At 51.7% G+C, this 16,701-nt stretch carries 10 protein-coding genes; 2 read left to right on the top strand and 8 right to left on the bottom strand.

What is annotated here, in order from left to right:
- Positions 1-65: 65 nt before the first annotated feature.
- A complete protein-coding gene (locus tag LZD49_RS20670) occupies positions 66-1,460 on the top strand; it encodes an alkaline phosphatase (RefSeq protein ID WP_234669515.1) in 1,395 nt (464 codons plus the stop codon).
- A gap of 72 nt (positions 1,461-1,532) precedes the next feature.
- Here LZD49_RS20670 and LZD49_RS20665 read toward each other — a convergent pair whose 3' ends face one another.
- The 8 genes from LZD49_RS20665 to LZD49_RS20630 all read right to left on the bottom strand — a co-directional run bounded on the left by LZD49_RS20665 (position 1,533) and on the right by LZD49_RS20630 (position 15,672).
- Positions 1,533-3,089: a RagB/SusD family nutrient uptake outer membrane protein gene (locus LZD49_RS20665; RefSeq protein WP_234669513.1), complete on the bottom strand. Its 1,557-nt coding sequence runs from the start codon at positions 3,087-3,089 to the stop codon at positions 1,533-1,535.
- Positions 3,090-3,108: 19 nt separating this feature from the next.
- Positions 3,109-6,501, bottom strand: a complete 3,393-nt coding sequence (locus LZD49_RS20660; protein ID WP_234669512.1) for a TonB-dependent receptor — start codon at positions 6,499-6,501, stop codon at positions 3,109-3,111.
- Between the two features lie 66 nt (positions 6,502-6,567).
- Positions 6,568-7,473, bottom strand: coding sequence for a FecR family protein (locus LZD49_RS20655; protein WP_234669510.1), 906 nt, complete (start codon positions 7,471-7,473; stop codon positions 6,568-6,570).
- 101 nt (positions 7,474-7,574) lie between these two features.
- A complete protein-coding gene (locus LZD49_RS20650) occupies positions 7,575-8,156 on the bottom strand; it encodes an RNA polymerase sigma factor (RefSeq protein WP_234669509.1) in 582 nt (193 codons plus the stop codon).
- Between the two features lie 203 nt (positions 8,157-8,359).
- A complete protein-coding gene (locus tag LZD49_RS20645; RefSeq protein WP_234669507.1) occupies positions 8,360-9,655 on the bottom strand; it encodes a vanadium-dependent haloperoxidase in 1,296 nt (431 codons plus the stop codon).
- Between the two features lie 55 nt (positions 9,656-9,710).
- Positions 9,711-11,039 carry a Gfo/Idh/MocA family protein gene (locus LZD49_RS20640; protein ID WP_234669505.1) on the bottom strand — a complete coding sequence of 443 codons (1,329 nt, stop codon included), beginning with the start codon at positions 11,037-11,039 and terminating at the stop codon, positions 9,711-9,713.
- Positions 11,040-11,060: 21 nt separating this feature from the next.
- Positions 11,061-13,253, bottom strand: a complete 2,193-nt coding sequence (locus tag LZD49_RS20635) for an outer membrane beta-barrel family protein (protein ID WP_234669503.1) — start codon at positions 13,251-13,253, stop codon at positions 11,061-11,063.
- A gap of 4 nt (positions 13,254-13,257) precedes the next feature.
- On the bottom strand, positions 13,258-15,672 hold the full coding sequence (locus LZD49_RS20630) for a TonB-dependent receptor domain-containing protein (protein WP_234669501.1): 2,415 nt from the start codon (positions 15,670-15,672) through the stop codon (positions 13,258-13,260).
- 220 nt (positions 15,673-15,892) lie between these two features.
- On the opposite strand from LZD49_RS20630, the gene mddA reads away from it, so the two are divergent.
- Positions 15,893-16,669, top strand: coding sequence for a methanethiol S-methyltransferase (mddA, locus tag LZD49_RS20625; protein ID WP_234669499.1), 777 nt, complete (start codon positions 15,893-15,895; stop codon positions 16,667-16,669).
- The last annotated feature ends 32 nt before the right edge of the window (positions 16,670-16,701 follow it).

Below are 16,701 nucleotides of genomic sequence, written 5' to 3'. Positions count from 1 at the left end.
GTTAACACCGCCGGATGTAGCTTTGCCGAAAGTCAGAAAACCGCTTAAAGCATTTGATCCACCACATGAAAAGAAGGGATTTTTTTACCAATACCGCCGCCAGTTTAGCATTGGGGCCGATGGCTATTTTTGGAAATGAAAAGGGTAATGCCGCTACGCTCAAATCCAGGTACTCTGCCAAAAACATCATTTTTATGGTGAGCGACGGCATGAGCACCGGCACGCTGAACATGGCCGATCTGCTACTCAAAAGAAAGGAAGGACGCGAGAGTGCCTGGATGAAATTGTATACCGAAAAAACGGGCCGGCGCGCATTCATGGAAACTTCTTCTTCCAACGCGATTGTGACCGATTCGGCAGCGGGAAGCTCAGCCTGGGGCGGCGGCCGGAAGGTGCCCAACGGCAACCTGAATGTAAATGCCGACGGAAGCTTCAACAAACCCATTTTACAGAAATTCAAAGAGGCCGGCAAATCCGTAGGCTGCGTGACCTCGGTGACCATTACGCACGCGACGCCGGCCGGTTTTTGCATTAACAACAAATCGCGCGGCGACGAGTCCGAAATCGCGGACCAATATCTCGACCTGAAATTCGACGTGATGATGGGCGGCGGTGCCGAGTTTTTCCAGGCCGATCACCGGAAAGACAAGAAGGACCTTTTGGGGGATTATCAAAAAGCGGGCTACCATGTGGCGCGAAACCGGGACGATCTGATGGCATTATCAAATTTGCAGAAACCGATTATGGGCGTGTTCTGTGAAGGCGCACTGCCCTATTCGCTGGATACATTCGAAAATGCGGAACTTCAAAAGGCAGTCCCGTCACTGGCAGAAATGACGCGCAAGACGCTCGAATTGCTATCGAAAAATCCGAAAGGCTTCGCCGTGCAGATCGAAGGTGGAAAAGTGGATTGGGCGGCGCATTCCAACGATGCGGGCGGGCTCATCTATGACCAGATCGCGTTTGACCAGGCGATTCAAATTGCCCTGGATTTTGCCGCAAAAGACAAGGAAACGCTGGTAATTATCACCACCGACCACGGCAATGCGAATCCCGGACTTTTCGGAAGCGATAAGCAATTCGACCTGTTCCAAAAATACAAGCACACCAACAACTGGATCATGGGCGACCTGAAAGAGATGCCTTCGGCTTCACAGCTGATCGAGCGGATCGAGTTTGCGCAGGGCTATGCTATCAAAAAAGAGGAAGCGGAAAAATTGATCGGTTTGCTGGGATCGAAAAATGAAAAAGGACTTTACATTGCCAACAAGCCGCTTTTCAGAGAATTTGCGATCATACAGTCGCGTTACACCGGCATTGGATGGGCGGGAATGGACCACTCGGCCGATTATGTGGAGCTCGCCATGTTCGGTCCGGGGAGTGAAAACCTGAACCCGTTTGTCAAAAACACCGAGCTGCATCATTTCATGCTCGATGCGACCGGCATTGCGAAAGTATAAGAATCGTCGGGGCAATGCAGCATTGCCCCGACCTTCCTATCTGATCAAATCCCTATACTGCAAATCACTGCATTAGTAACCCGGATTCTGCGTCAGGCCCGGGTTCAGTTCCCTTTCGGACTGCGGGATCGGCAACAGCAGCTTGTCTGGCGTTACATTGTACGAATCCGAGGTGAGATAGCTGTACTGCTTTTTCAGCTTCGCCCCATGTGCGGTCATCACCTCGATAGCCTTGCCGGTACGCACCAGGTCCAGCCAGCGGTGGTTTTCAAAAGCGAGCTCCACACGTCTTTCATGCGCGATAATGTCACGCAATGCCGGCTGTGCGGTCTGCGTAATGCCCGCAAGCCCTGCCCGCTTTCTCACTTCGTTAAGCGGCACTAGTGCATCGGCCGATTTCCCTTGTTCATTCAACGACTCAGCCAACAGCAGCAATGCATCCGAATACCGGTAAATAGGCCAGTTGTTATTGGTATTGTTTGGATTGGAATGCGGCCCGAGGAATTTCCTGATATATGGCACGCCTGTCTTACCGGTCTCGGGTACATATCCTACGATGCTTTTGCTGGCTGTAATGTTGAGATAGCTGCTCGTGTTATAAGTCCCCTCGGCGATCCCGATTGACGCATCGAGGCGCTTGTCGCCGGGCTCATAGGCCTCAATCATATCCTGGGTCGGGGTGTTCCATCCACCGTTGCCGGTGTTGTTGGTGGAAACAACCGTCGTGCCAAAAGTGGTGATCAGCCGCGTGTTGGTCGTTCTTGGCAGGAACTGGTAGACAAACGTACTAGGCTGCGAACCGGCCACTGTGCCTTCGAGATACTGTATTTCAAAAATCGACTCCTTACTGTTTTTGTTAGTGACCGAAAATGCATCCTCGTAATTCGCGTTCAGCCCGTAACCCATGGCGGGTAATGTATTGAGGAGCTGTGCTGCTTCTGCATATTTCTTTTGCGTCATATAAACCTCGGCAAGCAGCATGGTAGCGGCCCCTTTCGTAGCCTGGCCATTCTGCGGGAAACTCGCCGGCGCCGCAAGTTTGGCGATCGCATCAGTAGCATCCGCGATCACCTGGTTATAAACGGCATCGACCGGCGAACGGTCCACAAATGTATCTTCCACCTTTTCTATTTCTCTCAGGTAAAGCGGCACTTGCCCGAAATATCTCACCAACCTGAAATAATTGAATGCCCGGAGAAACTTTGCCTGCCCCTCGACCTCCGCTTTCGCAGCTTCGGGAATCGTAGCGCCAGCCAGCCTCGTCAGCACGATATTGGCTTTTGAAATAACGTTATAACAATGAAAGTAGACGGCATTGGTGTAGGAGTTGGTCGACTGGTCGGTGAAATCGCCAATGTTTTCGCGGTGAACGATCGCCGTCCCGCGGTTGCCCGCCACATATTCGTAATGCGAATTATCTGAACGCATTTCGGCTACGTAAAAATCATTGTCCAGCAAATCGCGCATCGGCACGTAGGCAGCGGTTACCGCCTGTCGGAACTGCGCTTCGGTCTGGTAAAATGTGCCTGCGGAAAACTGGTCTTTCGGCGAGAGGTCGATGAAACTGTCATTGCAGGATGTCAGGACAAACGCCAGCAGGGAAAGCCCGAGCAAATTGTTCTTTTTCATATTTTTTAGATTAAAATCATCATTTGAATGTCATTGTAAGACCCAGGGAGAATGTTCTCGGGATCGGATAAGCATTCTCGTCGATACCGATACCATTCGTCGCATTCAGACCGTCGAAACTGATCTCGGGGTTCATGCCGGTGTACTTCGTAAGCACGAAAGCCTGTTGAACGGAGGCATACATACGCAACTTTCTCAGTGCTAGTTTGCCTTTCATATCCATGGTGTAGCCGAGCGAGATGTTTTTCAGGGTCAGGTAGCTGCCGTCCTCGACCCACTGGCTGTTCACTGAGCGACCAATGCCCGTGGTACCGGATTTGGTCCTGGGATAAACGCCTGAGCCAGGGTTTTCCGGCGACCGCCAGCGGTCGGACACTGCTGCAAGTGGCAAACGCGAACCATCCATGTTCGTCGAATAGGCCCATTTGGCGGCATTCAGAATTTCACCACCCACGGCACCGGACATGGTCATGCTTAGATCAAAATTTTTGTATTTAAAATCATTGATAAATCCGAAGCTAAAATCAGGCGTCGGGTCGCCTATGAACGTGCGGTCGGCTACGTCGTCTATCTTGCCGTCCCCATTCAGGTCGCGCACTTTGATCGTGCCGACATCGGAGGCACTTCCGTATTTGGCGGAGTTTGCGAGATCTTCCTGGTTTTTATATAATCCTTCAAATATAAAACCGTAAAACTCACCCAGGCTGTGCCCTGCCTGCTGGCGGAAGTAATCGGAAGTTACCGTGTTGTTACGGCGGATAAAGCCCGGGGCCACGAGCGATTTGATGATATTCCGGTCGAACGAAATGTTGAGCGTCGAATTCCACGTCAGCGGACCAGTCAGGTTTTTGGTATTGATCCCGATTTCATGCCCCCAGAATTTGAACACCCCGACATTGTACTTAATGGTCGAAAAGCCGGAAGCACGCGGTATCGGCCGGTCCTGGATCAGCCCGTCGGTGATCTTGTTGTAATAATCGTAAGTAAGCATCACGCGGTCGTTGAACAATCCAAGATCAAGGCCCACATTGAATTGCTTGTTGCGCTCCCAGGCCAGATCCGGGTTACCGAGCGTATTAATGGTAAGCCCCGGTACCAGCACGCCGTTGAGAATGTAATTAAACTCCCCGAGGTTGGCGATGGACACGAAGTTGCCGAAGAAGTTATTCCCCGTTACACCATAGCTGGCGCGCAGTTTCAGCAAACTGATTTTGGGAATAGCCTGTACAAACGCCTCGTCACTCACGACCCAGCCGGCAGAAACGGAAGGAAAAAACCCATACTTACGATCGGCACCAAACTTGGAGGAACCGTCGCGGCGCACGGCACCGGAAAGCAGGTATTTCCCTTTGTAGTTGTAGTTCAAACGGGCAATCTGCGAGAGCAGCGAATATTGCGTCGTGTTCGAAGCCCCCGCGCTGATCACCGTTGCGGCGCTCAGATAAGGCACGTCGTCGCTGGGAAAGCCCGTTCCGGAAACCGAATTGCTGACTGAATTAAACTTCTGCGCCGAGTAACCTAGCAACGCATCAATGTTGTGGTCATTGAAAAAGGTTTTGTTATACTGCAAATTCGCCTCGGCTGTCCACGAATAGTTATCGACCGAGCTGCTCAATCCCGTCGCGACGGAATTGGTGGTGACGATCGAAGGCGAAAATTGGTTTCTCGTCTCCGCACCTTTATCGATCCCTACATTCGTTTTAAAACTCAAACCATCCAGAAACTCGTAGTCAAAATGGGTATTGCCCAGGATGCGCGTCGTAATGTAATCGTCTTTCGTGCGTGTGAGCTGTGCGTACGGGTTCAGGTAAGACACCATTCCCGGCGAGTTTACAAATTGAGGCATGGTGCCATCAGGGTTCACCGGCGCGAATAGCGGACTGGCTTCCAGCGTCTTCTGGAACAAACCACCCACACCATCGGTCGTCAGCCGGTTGTTGTGATCGATCCGGTAACTGGGTGCGATATTGAAACCGATTTTGATCTTGTTGTTGCTCAGCGAAAGGTCCTGGTTAAGGCGCAGCGAGAACAGCTTGCTGGAATTGTTGATCATCACCCCCTGCTGCTCCTGGTAACCCGCAATCACAGCCGATGAGGACCTATCCCGCGCCGACCTGACCGTCAGGTCGTAGGATTGGACCGGTGCCGAGCGGGTTAGCACGTCAAACCAGTTGGTCCCTATCCCATTGGATGCCGGATCCTGGTATTCCTTGTCGAGCGGTGTAGTTGCGGGGTTCAATCCTTCGTACTTCACGCGGTCCTCATATCGCTCTTTCATAAACTGTGCGAATTCCGTTGCGTTCATGGTCCTCGGAATACGGTTTTGCGGGATTTTCTGAATGCCGTAATTCGCATTGAACTCGATGATCGAATCACCCGGGCGGGCGTGCTTGGTGGTGATCAGGATTACCCCGTTTGCTGCGCGGGAACCGTATAAAGCGGTCGCCGAAGCATCTTTCAGGATCGAAAAGGACTCAATTTCCGATGGGTTGATGTTATTGATACTTCCTGTCACCGGCATGCCGTCCACTACAAAAAGCGGCTGTGCTTCCGAAAACAATGAGGCCGCTCCCCTGATCCTGAACGACATTCCCCTGCCTGGCTGACCGCTCGTCTGGGCGATCTGCACACCCGGCGCCCGGCCCTGCAATTGCTGGGCGAATTGCGTCACAGGCATATCCTGCAATCCATCCGCATTCACCTGCACAATGGCACCGGTCACCTCTTTGGTCTTTTGTTTACCATACGTAACCGTGACTTCCTTCAAAAGGCCGGCGTCACGCAAACTGAAATTGACGGTCAGGGTCTGCCCGCCGGTTACGACCACGTTACCGTTCAGCGCGCTCTGATAACCGATGAAAGACGCTTCGAGTGCATAAGTACCTTCCGGGATATTCAGTGTAAAAACACCCTGATCGTTCGCCATTGCACCTATGGAACGGTCGGTACCGCTGCCGTTGGTCCTGACGATCCGGATGCTCGCGCCGGGCAGGATCTCGCCCTTTTCGTCGGTTACCTTGCCCGAAACCTTCCCTTGCTCCGCGCTCTTGCGGGTATTTGCCCGGCTCACCGCAATCGTGTTGTTGACTTGTTCAAAGCGAAGCTGATAGTTTTCTTCCAGGTGTTTGAGTGCCTTGCCGAGCGGGGTATTTGTCACATTCAAACTAATGGAACCAGTCTTGCCTAATTCCTCGGAATACACAAAATTGATCCCCGATTGCTTGGAAACCGCCGACAATACCTCATGCAAGGTACCTTTGGAAATATGGATGGATACCTTCGCCGGGTCCTGCTGGCGCCCGTCGTGGTGGGTTGCAAATACCGCCGTTGATGCGGTCGCGAGCATTGCAACCAATGCCGTTCGTCGCCAGAACCGGTAAACGGAGTGAAATGAATAGGTCATGGAATTCATGATGTGAATAGATTGGTAAATTCGGTTGAGTGAAATAAGGGATGAGTGAAAATCAGGTGGATAGTATTATTCGATGATCACGACCTTGTCCTGGATTTTATAGGAAAAGCCGTCGCCCGAAATGCTGAGCAGTTTGAGGATATTGGCAAGCGATTCATTTTTGACTCTCAGCTGAAACCTTTTCCCGGCAAGCTGCGTATCGCGGATATCGAAGGTGACCCCGTAAACCCTCCCCAGCTCGGCGCTGATGTCCCGCAGGGTTTGGAATTCAAAAGACAGGGCCTGCTGTTGCCAGTCTGCCGCTTCTTTTGGATCAACCTTGCGCAGGCTGAATGAAGATAAAACATGATCGAAAATGAGCTGGTCACCGGGTAGAAGTATAGCCGGAGCGCCGGGCGCCGGAGCGCCGGGCGTCGGAACGCCGGGCGACGAAGCTTGCTTCTGCACGCCTACTTTACCGGTAGCGACAGTGACGCGTGAAACCGCGTCGTTTTGATAGGCTTTTACATTGAATGAAGTTCCTAAAACCTTCACGTCTATTTCCCCGCTATGCACGACAAAAGGATGAGCGGTATCACGCTTCACCTTGAAAAATGCCTCGCCGGAAAGACGGACTTCACGGGTTTCCCCGAAATGCGCGGGATAAGTAATGTCTGAGGCCGCATTTAGCTCGGCAACCGAACCATCGGGAAGGGTCACACGCCTGCGTTCGCCTGCCTTTGTTGCGACAGTGAACACCTGCGGCGCAGAAGGTTTTGATTTCAGGAAGAAGTAAAAGGCAAGTGATGAAGCGACCGCCACCAATGCCGCCACTTTCATAGCGGGCACCAGGGCCATAATCCGGCCGACGCGCTCTTGCCTTTGCATTGTGGCCACCTGGCCGATCGCCTTCCGGGCCGCTTCGAGGGATGCCCGCTCGATATCGTCCTCGCCGGGCAATTTGTAATGTTGTTCGTCAGATTGATTTTCCATACACCCATATCATCCGCGAAATGACAATGAGGTACCATTAAACAATCGTTAACAAACCTGTTAATTGTTAATAAAATATTTAAATGCATTCAAAGCGTGCATCAGGAAAGCAGGATACCGACGCCGATGTAGAACAGCGCCTGTTCCTTCCTGAGTGTCTCCTGCAATGCCCGGAGCGCCAGGCTGATGTAGTTTTTAACAGTTTGTTCGGAAAGGGACAACTGAGCGGCAATCTCCCTGACACTCAACCCTTCCTGCCGGCTTAATGCAAATACCTGCTGAACCACCGGCGACAATTTTCGCAACCTGTCTGCAAACCGGGATTCAAGATCGGCGGCAAGGATATCCTCTTCCGCCGACCATTGTTGCTCGCCGCCCACGGCAAGGATCGAGGCGTGGGCCGCCTTCTTTTTCTCACGTGCCAGGTACTCGTCCACGACCCTATAATGTGCCGCTTTGGATAAATACGGCAGGAAAGAATTGTCAATTTGAATGGTCGAACGGTTCTTCCAGAGCGAGATATAAATTTCCTGCAAAATATCCTTGGCAGTTTCCTCACAACCGGTTTTTCTGTAAATCTGGCTGTAAAGCTGCCTCCTGTGTCGGTGGACCACTGCTGCGAAAGCTTTCTGGCTATTTCCCTGGATCAACACAAGCAATTCAGTATCTGATAAATTCTCCACTTTGCGGGACAAGACGTTTCAGTTACTAAAAGTAAGGCGCGAGGATTAACTGAATATTAAAACAGTTTAATTCTGTTAAAATTTCTTACAAAAACTTTCAGCTACTAACGATTGTCCGATCTGATAACAGTGGGGCAGGAATAAACGAATCCTTAGTAAGACACAGGCATTCGAAATTACATTCGAATGCCTGTGTTTCACACCTAGTTAAATTTTAATTTCTGCGTCACGTTCTGCGCCACTTTCTTCCCGTGAACGAGACTTACCTCACAGGTTTTGCGGTAATGAATGCCCGCATACACCCGCGAGACGGCCGCCTCGGCTGCTGCCTCTTCAAAGGAATTGAAATGGCGCGGTGCAAAGGCAGGCAGATTGTAAGGTACATCGGTGAATGCATAGTTTTGGCCAAACAAAGAGGACAAAGTCTCTGCCGCTGCGGCCGACATTACCGAATGTCCGGAGGGAAATTCGGGATGCGGGGGCGTCGGGATGACAGTATTCCAACTTGGGCGGTTCATCACGCTACGTATAAAAGTCACCGGCCGCACGCCCTGGTGAACGTATTTTTCCTTGCATAGGCTAATGGCGGCATCGGACATGGCGATGCCCAACTGCGCAAATGCAACTGCCGCCTTGCCGAGTTTGGGCTTTTCTTTGGCCAATACCTGGCTCAGGATATTGTGCCAGGAATTATCGGGCCAATAGGTGGCGATGTTACGCTGCTCGGTGGTGAGGCTTTGCGAGATATTGTAAAGCTCTTCCGCTTGCTTGAAATAGGGCGAAGCCGGGTCCTCCGAATACGGGATCGGTGCGCCTTGCGGGGCATCCTGGTCGCTGTTGGCTACCAGCAGGCGTACTTTCCCCCAGTTGGAAAGAATGGCCGGGGCGAATGCGGGTGGTGTGGGCTTCCAATAGCTCGGCCCGGAGAGCGGTGTGTAAGGGGTGGCGTTGTCATATCCATCGGTTTTCGACCAGTTGAATATGGCCAATGCAATGCTGCGCCCGAATGCCGCCGATCTTTCCAGTTCTTCGATCGGGCGACTTTGCTTGTATACTTCCAGGTTGGCTGCTTCAAGCGAGTCGATTTTCGCCTTGTTCACGGCGGAAAGTCCCGGATGGATCGAGCGGTTGATCTCCGCCAGGGCTGCATTGGCACTGGCGGGCCAGTAATAAGTGCCTGACGTGATCTGAGGAAGCGCGGGCAGGTTGCTAAGCTGCGGGGCAATCGATTGGTAACCGGCCAATCCCGGCACGACGGATTCGTAGAGCGTAATACCGGAATAAGCAAACCGTCGTGCCAGAACGGGAGGCGGGGCAGGCATCGACTGGGCTATTTTCAGTTGCATGGTCAGCCAGGAAGCGGCTATTTCGGCGGAAAAACTACCGGCGTCGGGATTGTTTGTCGGTTCGTGGTCCGTGCAGGAAGTGGCCCAGAGCGTAGCCGCGAAGGCAAGCATCAAAATGCGCGATGCGCGTGTCAATTGTTTCATTTGTTTCATGGACTTTTGCATTGTTTTGGATTAAAAAAAATTGGAATGTAAGATGGTCATCAGGCTATCGCCCGGATATTTCGGTTAAATCAAAAGCTGCATACGGCGCCCTGTAGGTTCGTTTCAGCAGTTTCTGGCCTTCGTTATTGTTCAAAATCGACATTGTGTCCGCATCGATCCGGAGGTGCGCTTTTACCTGGTAGGCGATATCGGCGTAGATCACGGCGGCCGTGGTCCGATAGGCGTCTTCCAGCGAATTGGTAATGCCGTCATTGGAGTTTTTGCCGATCTGTATGGCAAATTCTTCCCACAGGCTGGTCGTCATCGCCAGGTATTCGTTCCAGACTTTTGGATCACCGGGATTGAATCGGATATCCCCATAGCTCGTCTTCGCGGAGCTGCCGACCGGGTGGACTTCCCATCCCATGTCACCGGCAAAAATGGTCGCTTTCTCTCCATAATAGTAGATGCCGTAGTTGCGATCGGGGTCCGGCGATACATAACCCCAGGTTTTGTGTGACCAGGTTACCGGCAGGCCGCCGAAATCAAAGCGTACGTCGAGATGGTCGGGATTATCGATCGCATCGTGGCCGACAATCCCGCCGGCCGCCGAGACCTCTCCGGGCAGACCAAGGCCCAGCACTTTCCTGGCGTTGTGTATATAATGTATTCCCCAATCAAACAAGATCCCTCTGCTAAAAGCACGCTGGCCCCGCCACATGGGAATGCTCTGGTCTGGTTCACACAAAAACTTCGATTTCGGTGCCGGGCCGCAAAAAGCGTCGAAGTCGATCGTCGCGGGAATGGGTTTTTCGACCAACCGGCCCTCATGATGATAAATATTGGCGTGTGCTCCCCGTATCTTCCCGGCTTCGCCGCTGGCGATGAATGCGCTCACCTCGTCGTTGACCCGCCCTTTTACCCTGGGAAAGTCGACCTGTACGACATTGCGGGCTTGCCTGTGGGCTTGCAGCATTGCCTGCCCTTCGCGGATATCGTAGCTGATCGGCTTTTCGAGAAACACATGCAAGCCTGCCCGGCACGCTGCAACAAAATGGAGCGCGTGCCAATGCGTGGGCGTGACGATCGCGACTGCCCCAAGGCCCTGCATTTGATAAAGCTGTTGATAGGAAGTAAACATTTCGGGCCGCTTCCCTCCTAGCCTGACCACTTCCTCTGCTGCATGTTTCGATGCTTCGAGGTTGACGTCGCACAAGGCAACGATGTCGAACTGTCCCGAAGCCAGCGCGCTTGGAATGATGACATTGGTACCCCAATTACCGGTTCCCAGAATGGCCAGCCTGATCTTTTTCCGGTTCTCCTGCCGTGAAAAGGGTATGATCACCGAGCCGGCCACGATGGCGCCGGATTTGATAAAGTCTCTGCGTTGCATTTGTTTTGTTTATGTTAAAGGTTAATTAATCCTGCCGCGCTCCTCATCGGAAGCTGACTTCAACGGCACTGATTTCAGTTTTCCGTTACCAAAATTTCTGTTGAAGGTGATCCTGATAAACCGGTTGTGCCAATCATAGCGGAAGTACAAATCCAGGTTTTGTTCGGGAAGATTGGAGCTGACCCTCCACAAATTGGTGTACAGGATATCGTCCATCGCCAGTTTCAGCGACGCTTTTTGCCCGAAATTTTTACGGATGCCGGCATTCAGTGATCCGGAAGGCAGAAATACCGATATACCGGATAAGGTTTTGGATTGATGTGTTCCCGAAATCTCAACAGCCAGTTGCCAGGGTAACTGTATGATGCTTGTTAAATTCAGGTTTGCACTGTACAGCTTGCGGCGCACATGGCCGGATGCCCTATCTGTTTTACCGGCCTGATACTGAGTCGTCAGCCCGCATTGCACGTCCCACCAGGAAGCCAGTTTGGCTGCATAGGCAGTGGTTAGGCCTGTTGAATTCAGAAATGCAAGGTTCTGCGAACGCATGATCAGATTGCCCGTCGCGTCTACTTCGGGCTGCATGAACGCAATTTCGTTTGCCGAATGGGAATGATAGGCCGCCACCGTCCAGCGACCAATGCGGTAACCCAGCCTCACCGCATCGGATACCGCCGGAAGCAATGCTGTATTGCCTGCGGAAAATGATTGGGTGCCCCAGAAAAAAACATATGGCGCGATATCATTATAGGTCGGACGTGTGATCCGGCGGGCGTAGGAAAGTTGTACTTCCTTTTCGGTGCCTAGCATGCGGGTGGCCGAGAAACTGGGAAAAAGGTATCCGTAATGCCTGTTGCGCTGGTTCAATCGCTGAGCGGTATATTCGTACCGGAAGCCTCCCGAGAGCTGCCACTGGCTTACGGGCTGCCATTTCGAAGAGATATAAATGGCGCCTGTCGTTTCATCGAGCCGTGCGTGAGAGCTAAAGTCCGGGTCGGTTATCCACCGGCTTTGTTCCAGCCGTTTTACCAGCACATCATTTTTCAGCACCGAAAACACACCTTTTAGGCCTGCCTCCAAAGAAAACGACTGGTTTTCTACGTGATAAAAATCCGCTTTCGCTACCAGGATCCTGATGGGCGTATCCTTGCTCAGGTCGATCATCGAACGTGATTCCTTGTGGTTGGTTTCAAACAAAACCATGTCGTAGTCCGAAGGATTGTCATTGTGATAATACAAATAGTCGACCCCGGCACCGATACCGCTTTTCGGACTTAGTTTGACCTGCACTCCGACAGCCGCTGCAAAGCTTTGCCATACATTGGACTCGCGGATACCGATTTGACTGTCCACGGCTGAATCCGGTTTCAGTTGGTTGATACCGTTTGTGATTGCGTCGAGCTGCCAGTTCCGTTTGTAACCTGTAAGCCCAACATTCAAAGTGCTGGCATTAGTCATCTTCCATTCGAGCCCTGCGCTGAGATTTTGCTGAACGGTCACATTTTTACGCCGACTTTTGTCCATGACCAAAATCCCGATCGCGTCATTCGCCGCTTTCCGTTCAAGGAGCATTGTATGCAGGTTACCATCACGTACAAGCGAATAGTCTGCAAACCAGGCCCGACGTTGTCCGCGATGATGCAGCGTAAAATTGGTCCCGAAGTTTTCCGCACCTTTCATTCCCAGCGTGAGCCCCGCAGAGCCGCTTGTACCCAGTTCCGCATTGCTTTTTGTCATGATGTGAATAATGCCTGCATTTCCCTCCGCGTCGTAGCGGGCTCCGGGCGTATGGATCAACTCGATTCGCTCGACATTTGCCGCACTCATCCCTGCCAGCATTTGTATCGCGGCATCTGCCGCCACCTGTACCATTTTTCCATTGATCATCAGCTGCACACCTGCCCTGCCATTCATCAAAATGCTGCCGCTTTGCCGGTTGACCGTCACACCGGGCGATTTCTGAAGTATTTCCAGCAAAGTATTTCCCGAAGAGCTGAGGCTGCTTCCTAGGTTCAAGACCATCCGGTCGCCCTGCTGTTCAAAAACCGGTTTGATGCCCCTGACAAGCAATTCATCCAATTCGCGGGGCTCGTTTTTATAGACGGTATCAGCTGGTTGCGCGCCGGTCTGCCCGTAGGCACCATTCAGCACGGAACACAATATGAGTGTCACTACCCGGAAAACCGGGTGCGGTAGGATGTAAAGTGTTTTCATGATTTCAGTTTCCGAGTCTGCCCCGCTCTTCTTCCGAGCCGGATTTCACTTTGAGGGTCCGAAGCTTGCTGTTCCCGATGTTCCGGGCGTAGGTAATGCGCAGAAATTGGTTATGCCAGTCGTAACGGAAACGAAGGTCCAGGCCGACCTCGGGGTGGTAAGTCCGGATGCGCCATTTGTTGGTATACAAAATGTCGTCCATCGCCAGTTTGACCGTACCATGCTTTCCCCATTTCTTTTGGATACCCGCATTAAGCGAGCCGGAAGGCAGGTATTCGGAGATCCCCGACATGTACCTTGAAATGAAGATGCCGGATAATTCGACGGAGAAGTCTTCTGGCAGCGAATAAACGGTCGTGAGGTTGGCATTCAACCCGACAAGGTCTTTGCTGATTTTATGGGACAAATGCATAATCCGGATTGTCTGGTAGTGCAATGTAAAGTTGCCCTGTATCTCCCAGCTGCTGGTCAGTTTCAACCCCTGCGAGCCCGATAAACTGATTGTTTTGGAAGAGGGTACGTTTTCCGACCGATAAATTAAAGTGCCCAGGCTATCGATTTGCGGCTGCAATGTGGCGACCTCATTTTTTACATGGTTGGCCTGGATGGAAATAGCGGACCTGCCTGCCACATACGACAATCGTAACGCATCGGCGATAGCGGGCCATAGCGAGGTATTTCCGGCGATGAATGTGTTGGAACTCCAGAATACACTATATGGGGCAATGTCGCTGTAAGTCGGACGGGTGATGCGCCTGGAATATGATATTTGCAGGTCGTGACCGGGTTTCAGCTCCTTTTTGATGAGCAAGCTCGGGAAGAAATAGCCATAGCGCCGATCGATCCGCCCGCTGGCCGTGCGTATGAACGTATGTGTATATTCGTAACGCATGCCGCCGGTCAACAGCCAGCGCCGCCCGCCCTGCCAGGTAGCAGATACATAAGCTGCGCCTACCTGCTCGTCCAGCAGCGAACGTTCGCTAAAAGCGGGATCTACCACCCAATCGGACGCAATCAGTCGTTGAACGACGACATCATTATCTAGCCCCGATACAAAGAATTTTACGCCCGTTTCCATGGTAAGAACCCGAAAAGCTTTCCGTTTATAATCTGCCCGTCCCACCCAGAAACGGATTGGCGTGGTTTTAGAGAGCTCGGTTTTTCGCGAATATTTCGATTGGCTTTGCTCGTGCAGTAGGGTCTGGTCGTAAGAGGAAGGGTTATCATTGTGGTAATACAGGTAGTCAACTCCAATACTCAGTTCGCTCCCGGTACCAACTTTCGCCACCATTCCGATGCTTCCCGCCAAACTTTGCCAAATGTTGGATTGCCTTACCCGCGTGTCAGCGATAGCCGTCGAATCCGGCAATACGCGGTCGGTATCGTGGATTCCGGCGGTCATTTGCCAATTTCTTTTGTAACCCGAAAACCCGAGGCTGAAAAGCACTTTTTCACTGGCCTGCCATTCCAACCCTGCATTCAGGTTTTGCTGGGTGGTCACATTATGGCGACGATTGCGAACGGTTATTTTCCGTCTGAAATCGGATGTCGGCGAGTTCCGCTCAATTTCCATGATATGCAGATTATGATTTCGGAGAAGCGCATAATCGGCCGACCAGCTCCATTTCCGATTGCGGTAGGTAATGCTGCCATTTGCGCCCAGTGTCTCAGCCCATCGTTGTCCCAAAGTCAGCCCGATGTTGGCGTTCAAGCCATGCTCGGCACCATGGCTGGTGACAATATTGATAATCCCGCCATTTCCTTCGGCATCGTGCTTTGCGGAGGGCGAATGGATCAGTTCAATCTTTTCGATATTACCGGCCATCATTCCGTCGAGCATCTGGATGGCCACATCCGCGGCAACCTGCATCATTTTTCCATTCACCATCAGCTGCACGCCCGTTCTGCCGTTCATCGCGATGCTACCACTTTGCCGGTTGATTGTCACGCCCGGCGCTTTTTGCAGGATTTCCAACACCGTACTGCCCGATGAGGAAATGCTGTTGCGGATGTTGAGGACAAGCCGGTCTGCCCTTTCCTCGACAAATGGCTTTCCCGCTTTCACCGACACCTCGGCCAGCGACTGAGCCGTACGTTCCAATACGAAGTCGGAAAATGTCGCATTGCCTTTCAAATTATAAGGTCCTGACACCCATCGTTCGTAACCAACGGCTGATGCGGCAATGAGGTAATGGCCCGGAAGCAGCCCATCGAGCATGAAATTTCCGCTGTCGCTGGCTATGACGCCCTTAACGAAAGCTGAGTCTGGCTTTAACAACTGCACCGTGGCGTAAGGCACATGTTCTTGCCCATCCGTAATCCTGCCCGCAATACGCACCTGCCCATAGAGCAAGGCCGGCGCGCAGGACAACAGCACCATAATTCCAGGCGGGCTGAGTAATAGAAACATTTCTTTCATTTTTCATGACTTTTTTGCCTACAAAAGTCATCCCCTAAAAGCTCCTGCACTTGTATTGTCGATTCAAATCCAGGTATTTCTGAGACAATGAGAAATGGGCTATTTCCCGGGGCTCACCATTACCTGGATCTGCATCCATAATACAATCCGACGCCCATTACTCCCGCTAATTTTGCTACCAGATTATTCATTTACTCTTTTCTCATTTATCTTTTAAACCATGAAAAAATTAGTCTTCTTAATGTATGGCATTGTCTCATATGTCATCTTCTTTGCTACCTTTTGCTACGCGATGGGTTTTGTGAGCACATTTTTGGTGCCCAAACACATCGACAGCACTCCACAAAGTCCGCTGGGTTACGCCTTGCTTGTCGACGCGGGCTTGCTTGCCGTTTTCGCGCTTCAACACAGCATTATGGCCCGGCCTGCGTTTAAAAAGTGGTGGACACGCTTTGTCCCCGAACCCATTGAACGGAGTACGTATGTGCTGCTGGCAAGCCTCTGTTTGATATTACTGTTCTGGAAATGGGAGCCGATCGGCGGCGTGATCTGGTCGGTCGAATCCGAAACGGCACGGCTCGTGCTTCAATTGACGTCCATGTTTGGTTTCACGATCGTGCTGGTGAGTACGTTTCTGATCAATCACTTCGACTTGTTCGGGTTACGACAGGTTGGATTGTATTTTACTGGTAAAACGTATCAATCGCTGTCTTTCAGGACGCCTTTCTTTTACAAGTACGTACGTCACCCGTTGTATCTGGGCTTTATGATCGCGTTCTGGTCTACCCCTGTCATGACGGCCGCTCATTTGTTTTTTGCCTTTATGACGACTACCTATATGCTGATCGCCATTCGGTTTGAAGAAAAAGACCTGGTGGATCATTTCGGGGCCAGGTACCAGGACTACAAGCGCACTGCCCCGATGATTATCCCTTTTGTCAACCGCGCCGACCGCAAAAAGAAATCGTTTGAATCCCATTCGCAGGCACTGAAATAATTGATAGTAAGCACCCATTTACCGTTTTTGGA

Source organism: Dyadobacter sp. CY261, assembly GCF_021440085.1.
In the GTDB taxonomy this organism is placed as follows: domain Bacteria; phylum Bacteroidota; class Bacteroidia; order Cytophagales; family Spirosomataceae; genus Dyadobacter.
The sequence above is the reverse complement of the archived record's forward strand: the minus strand, read 5'-3'. Positions and strand labels throughout refer to the sequence as shown.

Coding starts and splice junctions, on each gene's coding strand:
- LZD49_RS20670 (WP_234669515.1), top strand. CDS start 66: ATGAAAAGAAGGGATTTTTTTACCAATACCGCCGCCAGTTTAGCATTG.
- LZD49_RS20665 (WP_234669513.1), bottom strand. CDS start 3,089: ATGAAAAAGAACAATTTGCTCGGGCTTTCCCTGCTGGCGTTTGTCCTG.
- LZD49_RS20660 (WP_234669512.1), bottom strand. CDS start 6,501: ATGAATTCCATGACCTATTCATTTCACTCCGTTTACCGGTTCTGGCGA.
- LZD49_RS20655 (WP_234669510.1), bottom strand. CDS start 7,473: ATGGAAAATCAATCTGACGAACAACATTACAAATTGCCCGGCGAGGAC.
- LZD49_RS20645 (WP_234669507.1), bottom strand. CDS start 9,655: ATGAAACAAATGAAACAATTGACACGCGCATCGCGCATTTTGATGCTT.
- LZD49_RS20640 (WP_234669505.1), bottom strand. CDS start 11,039: ATGCAACGCAGAGACTTTATCAAATCCGGCGCCATCGTGGCCGGCTCG.
- LZD49_RS20635 (WP_234669503.1), bottom strand. CDS start 13,253: ATGAAAACACTTTACATCCTACCGCACCCGGTTTTCCGGGTAGTGACA.
- LZD49_RS20630 (WP_234669501.1), bottom strand. CDS start 15,672: ATGAAAGAAATGTTTCTATTACTCAGCCCGCCTGGAATTATGGTGCTG.
- mddA (WP_234669499.1), top strand. CDS start 15,893: ATGAAAAAATTAGTCTTCTTAATGTATGGCATTGTCTCATATGTCATC.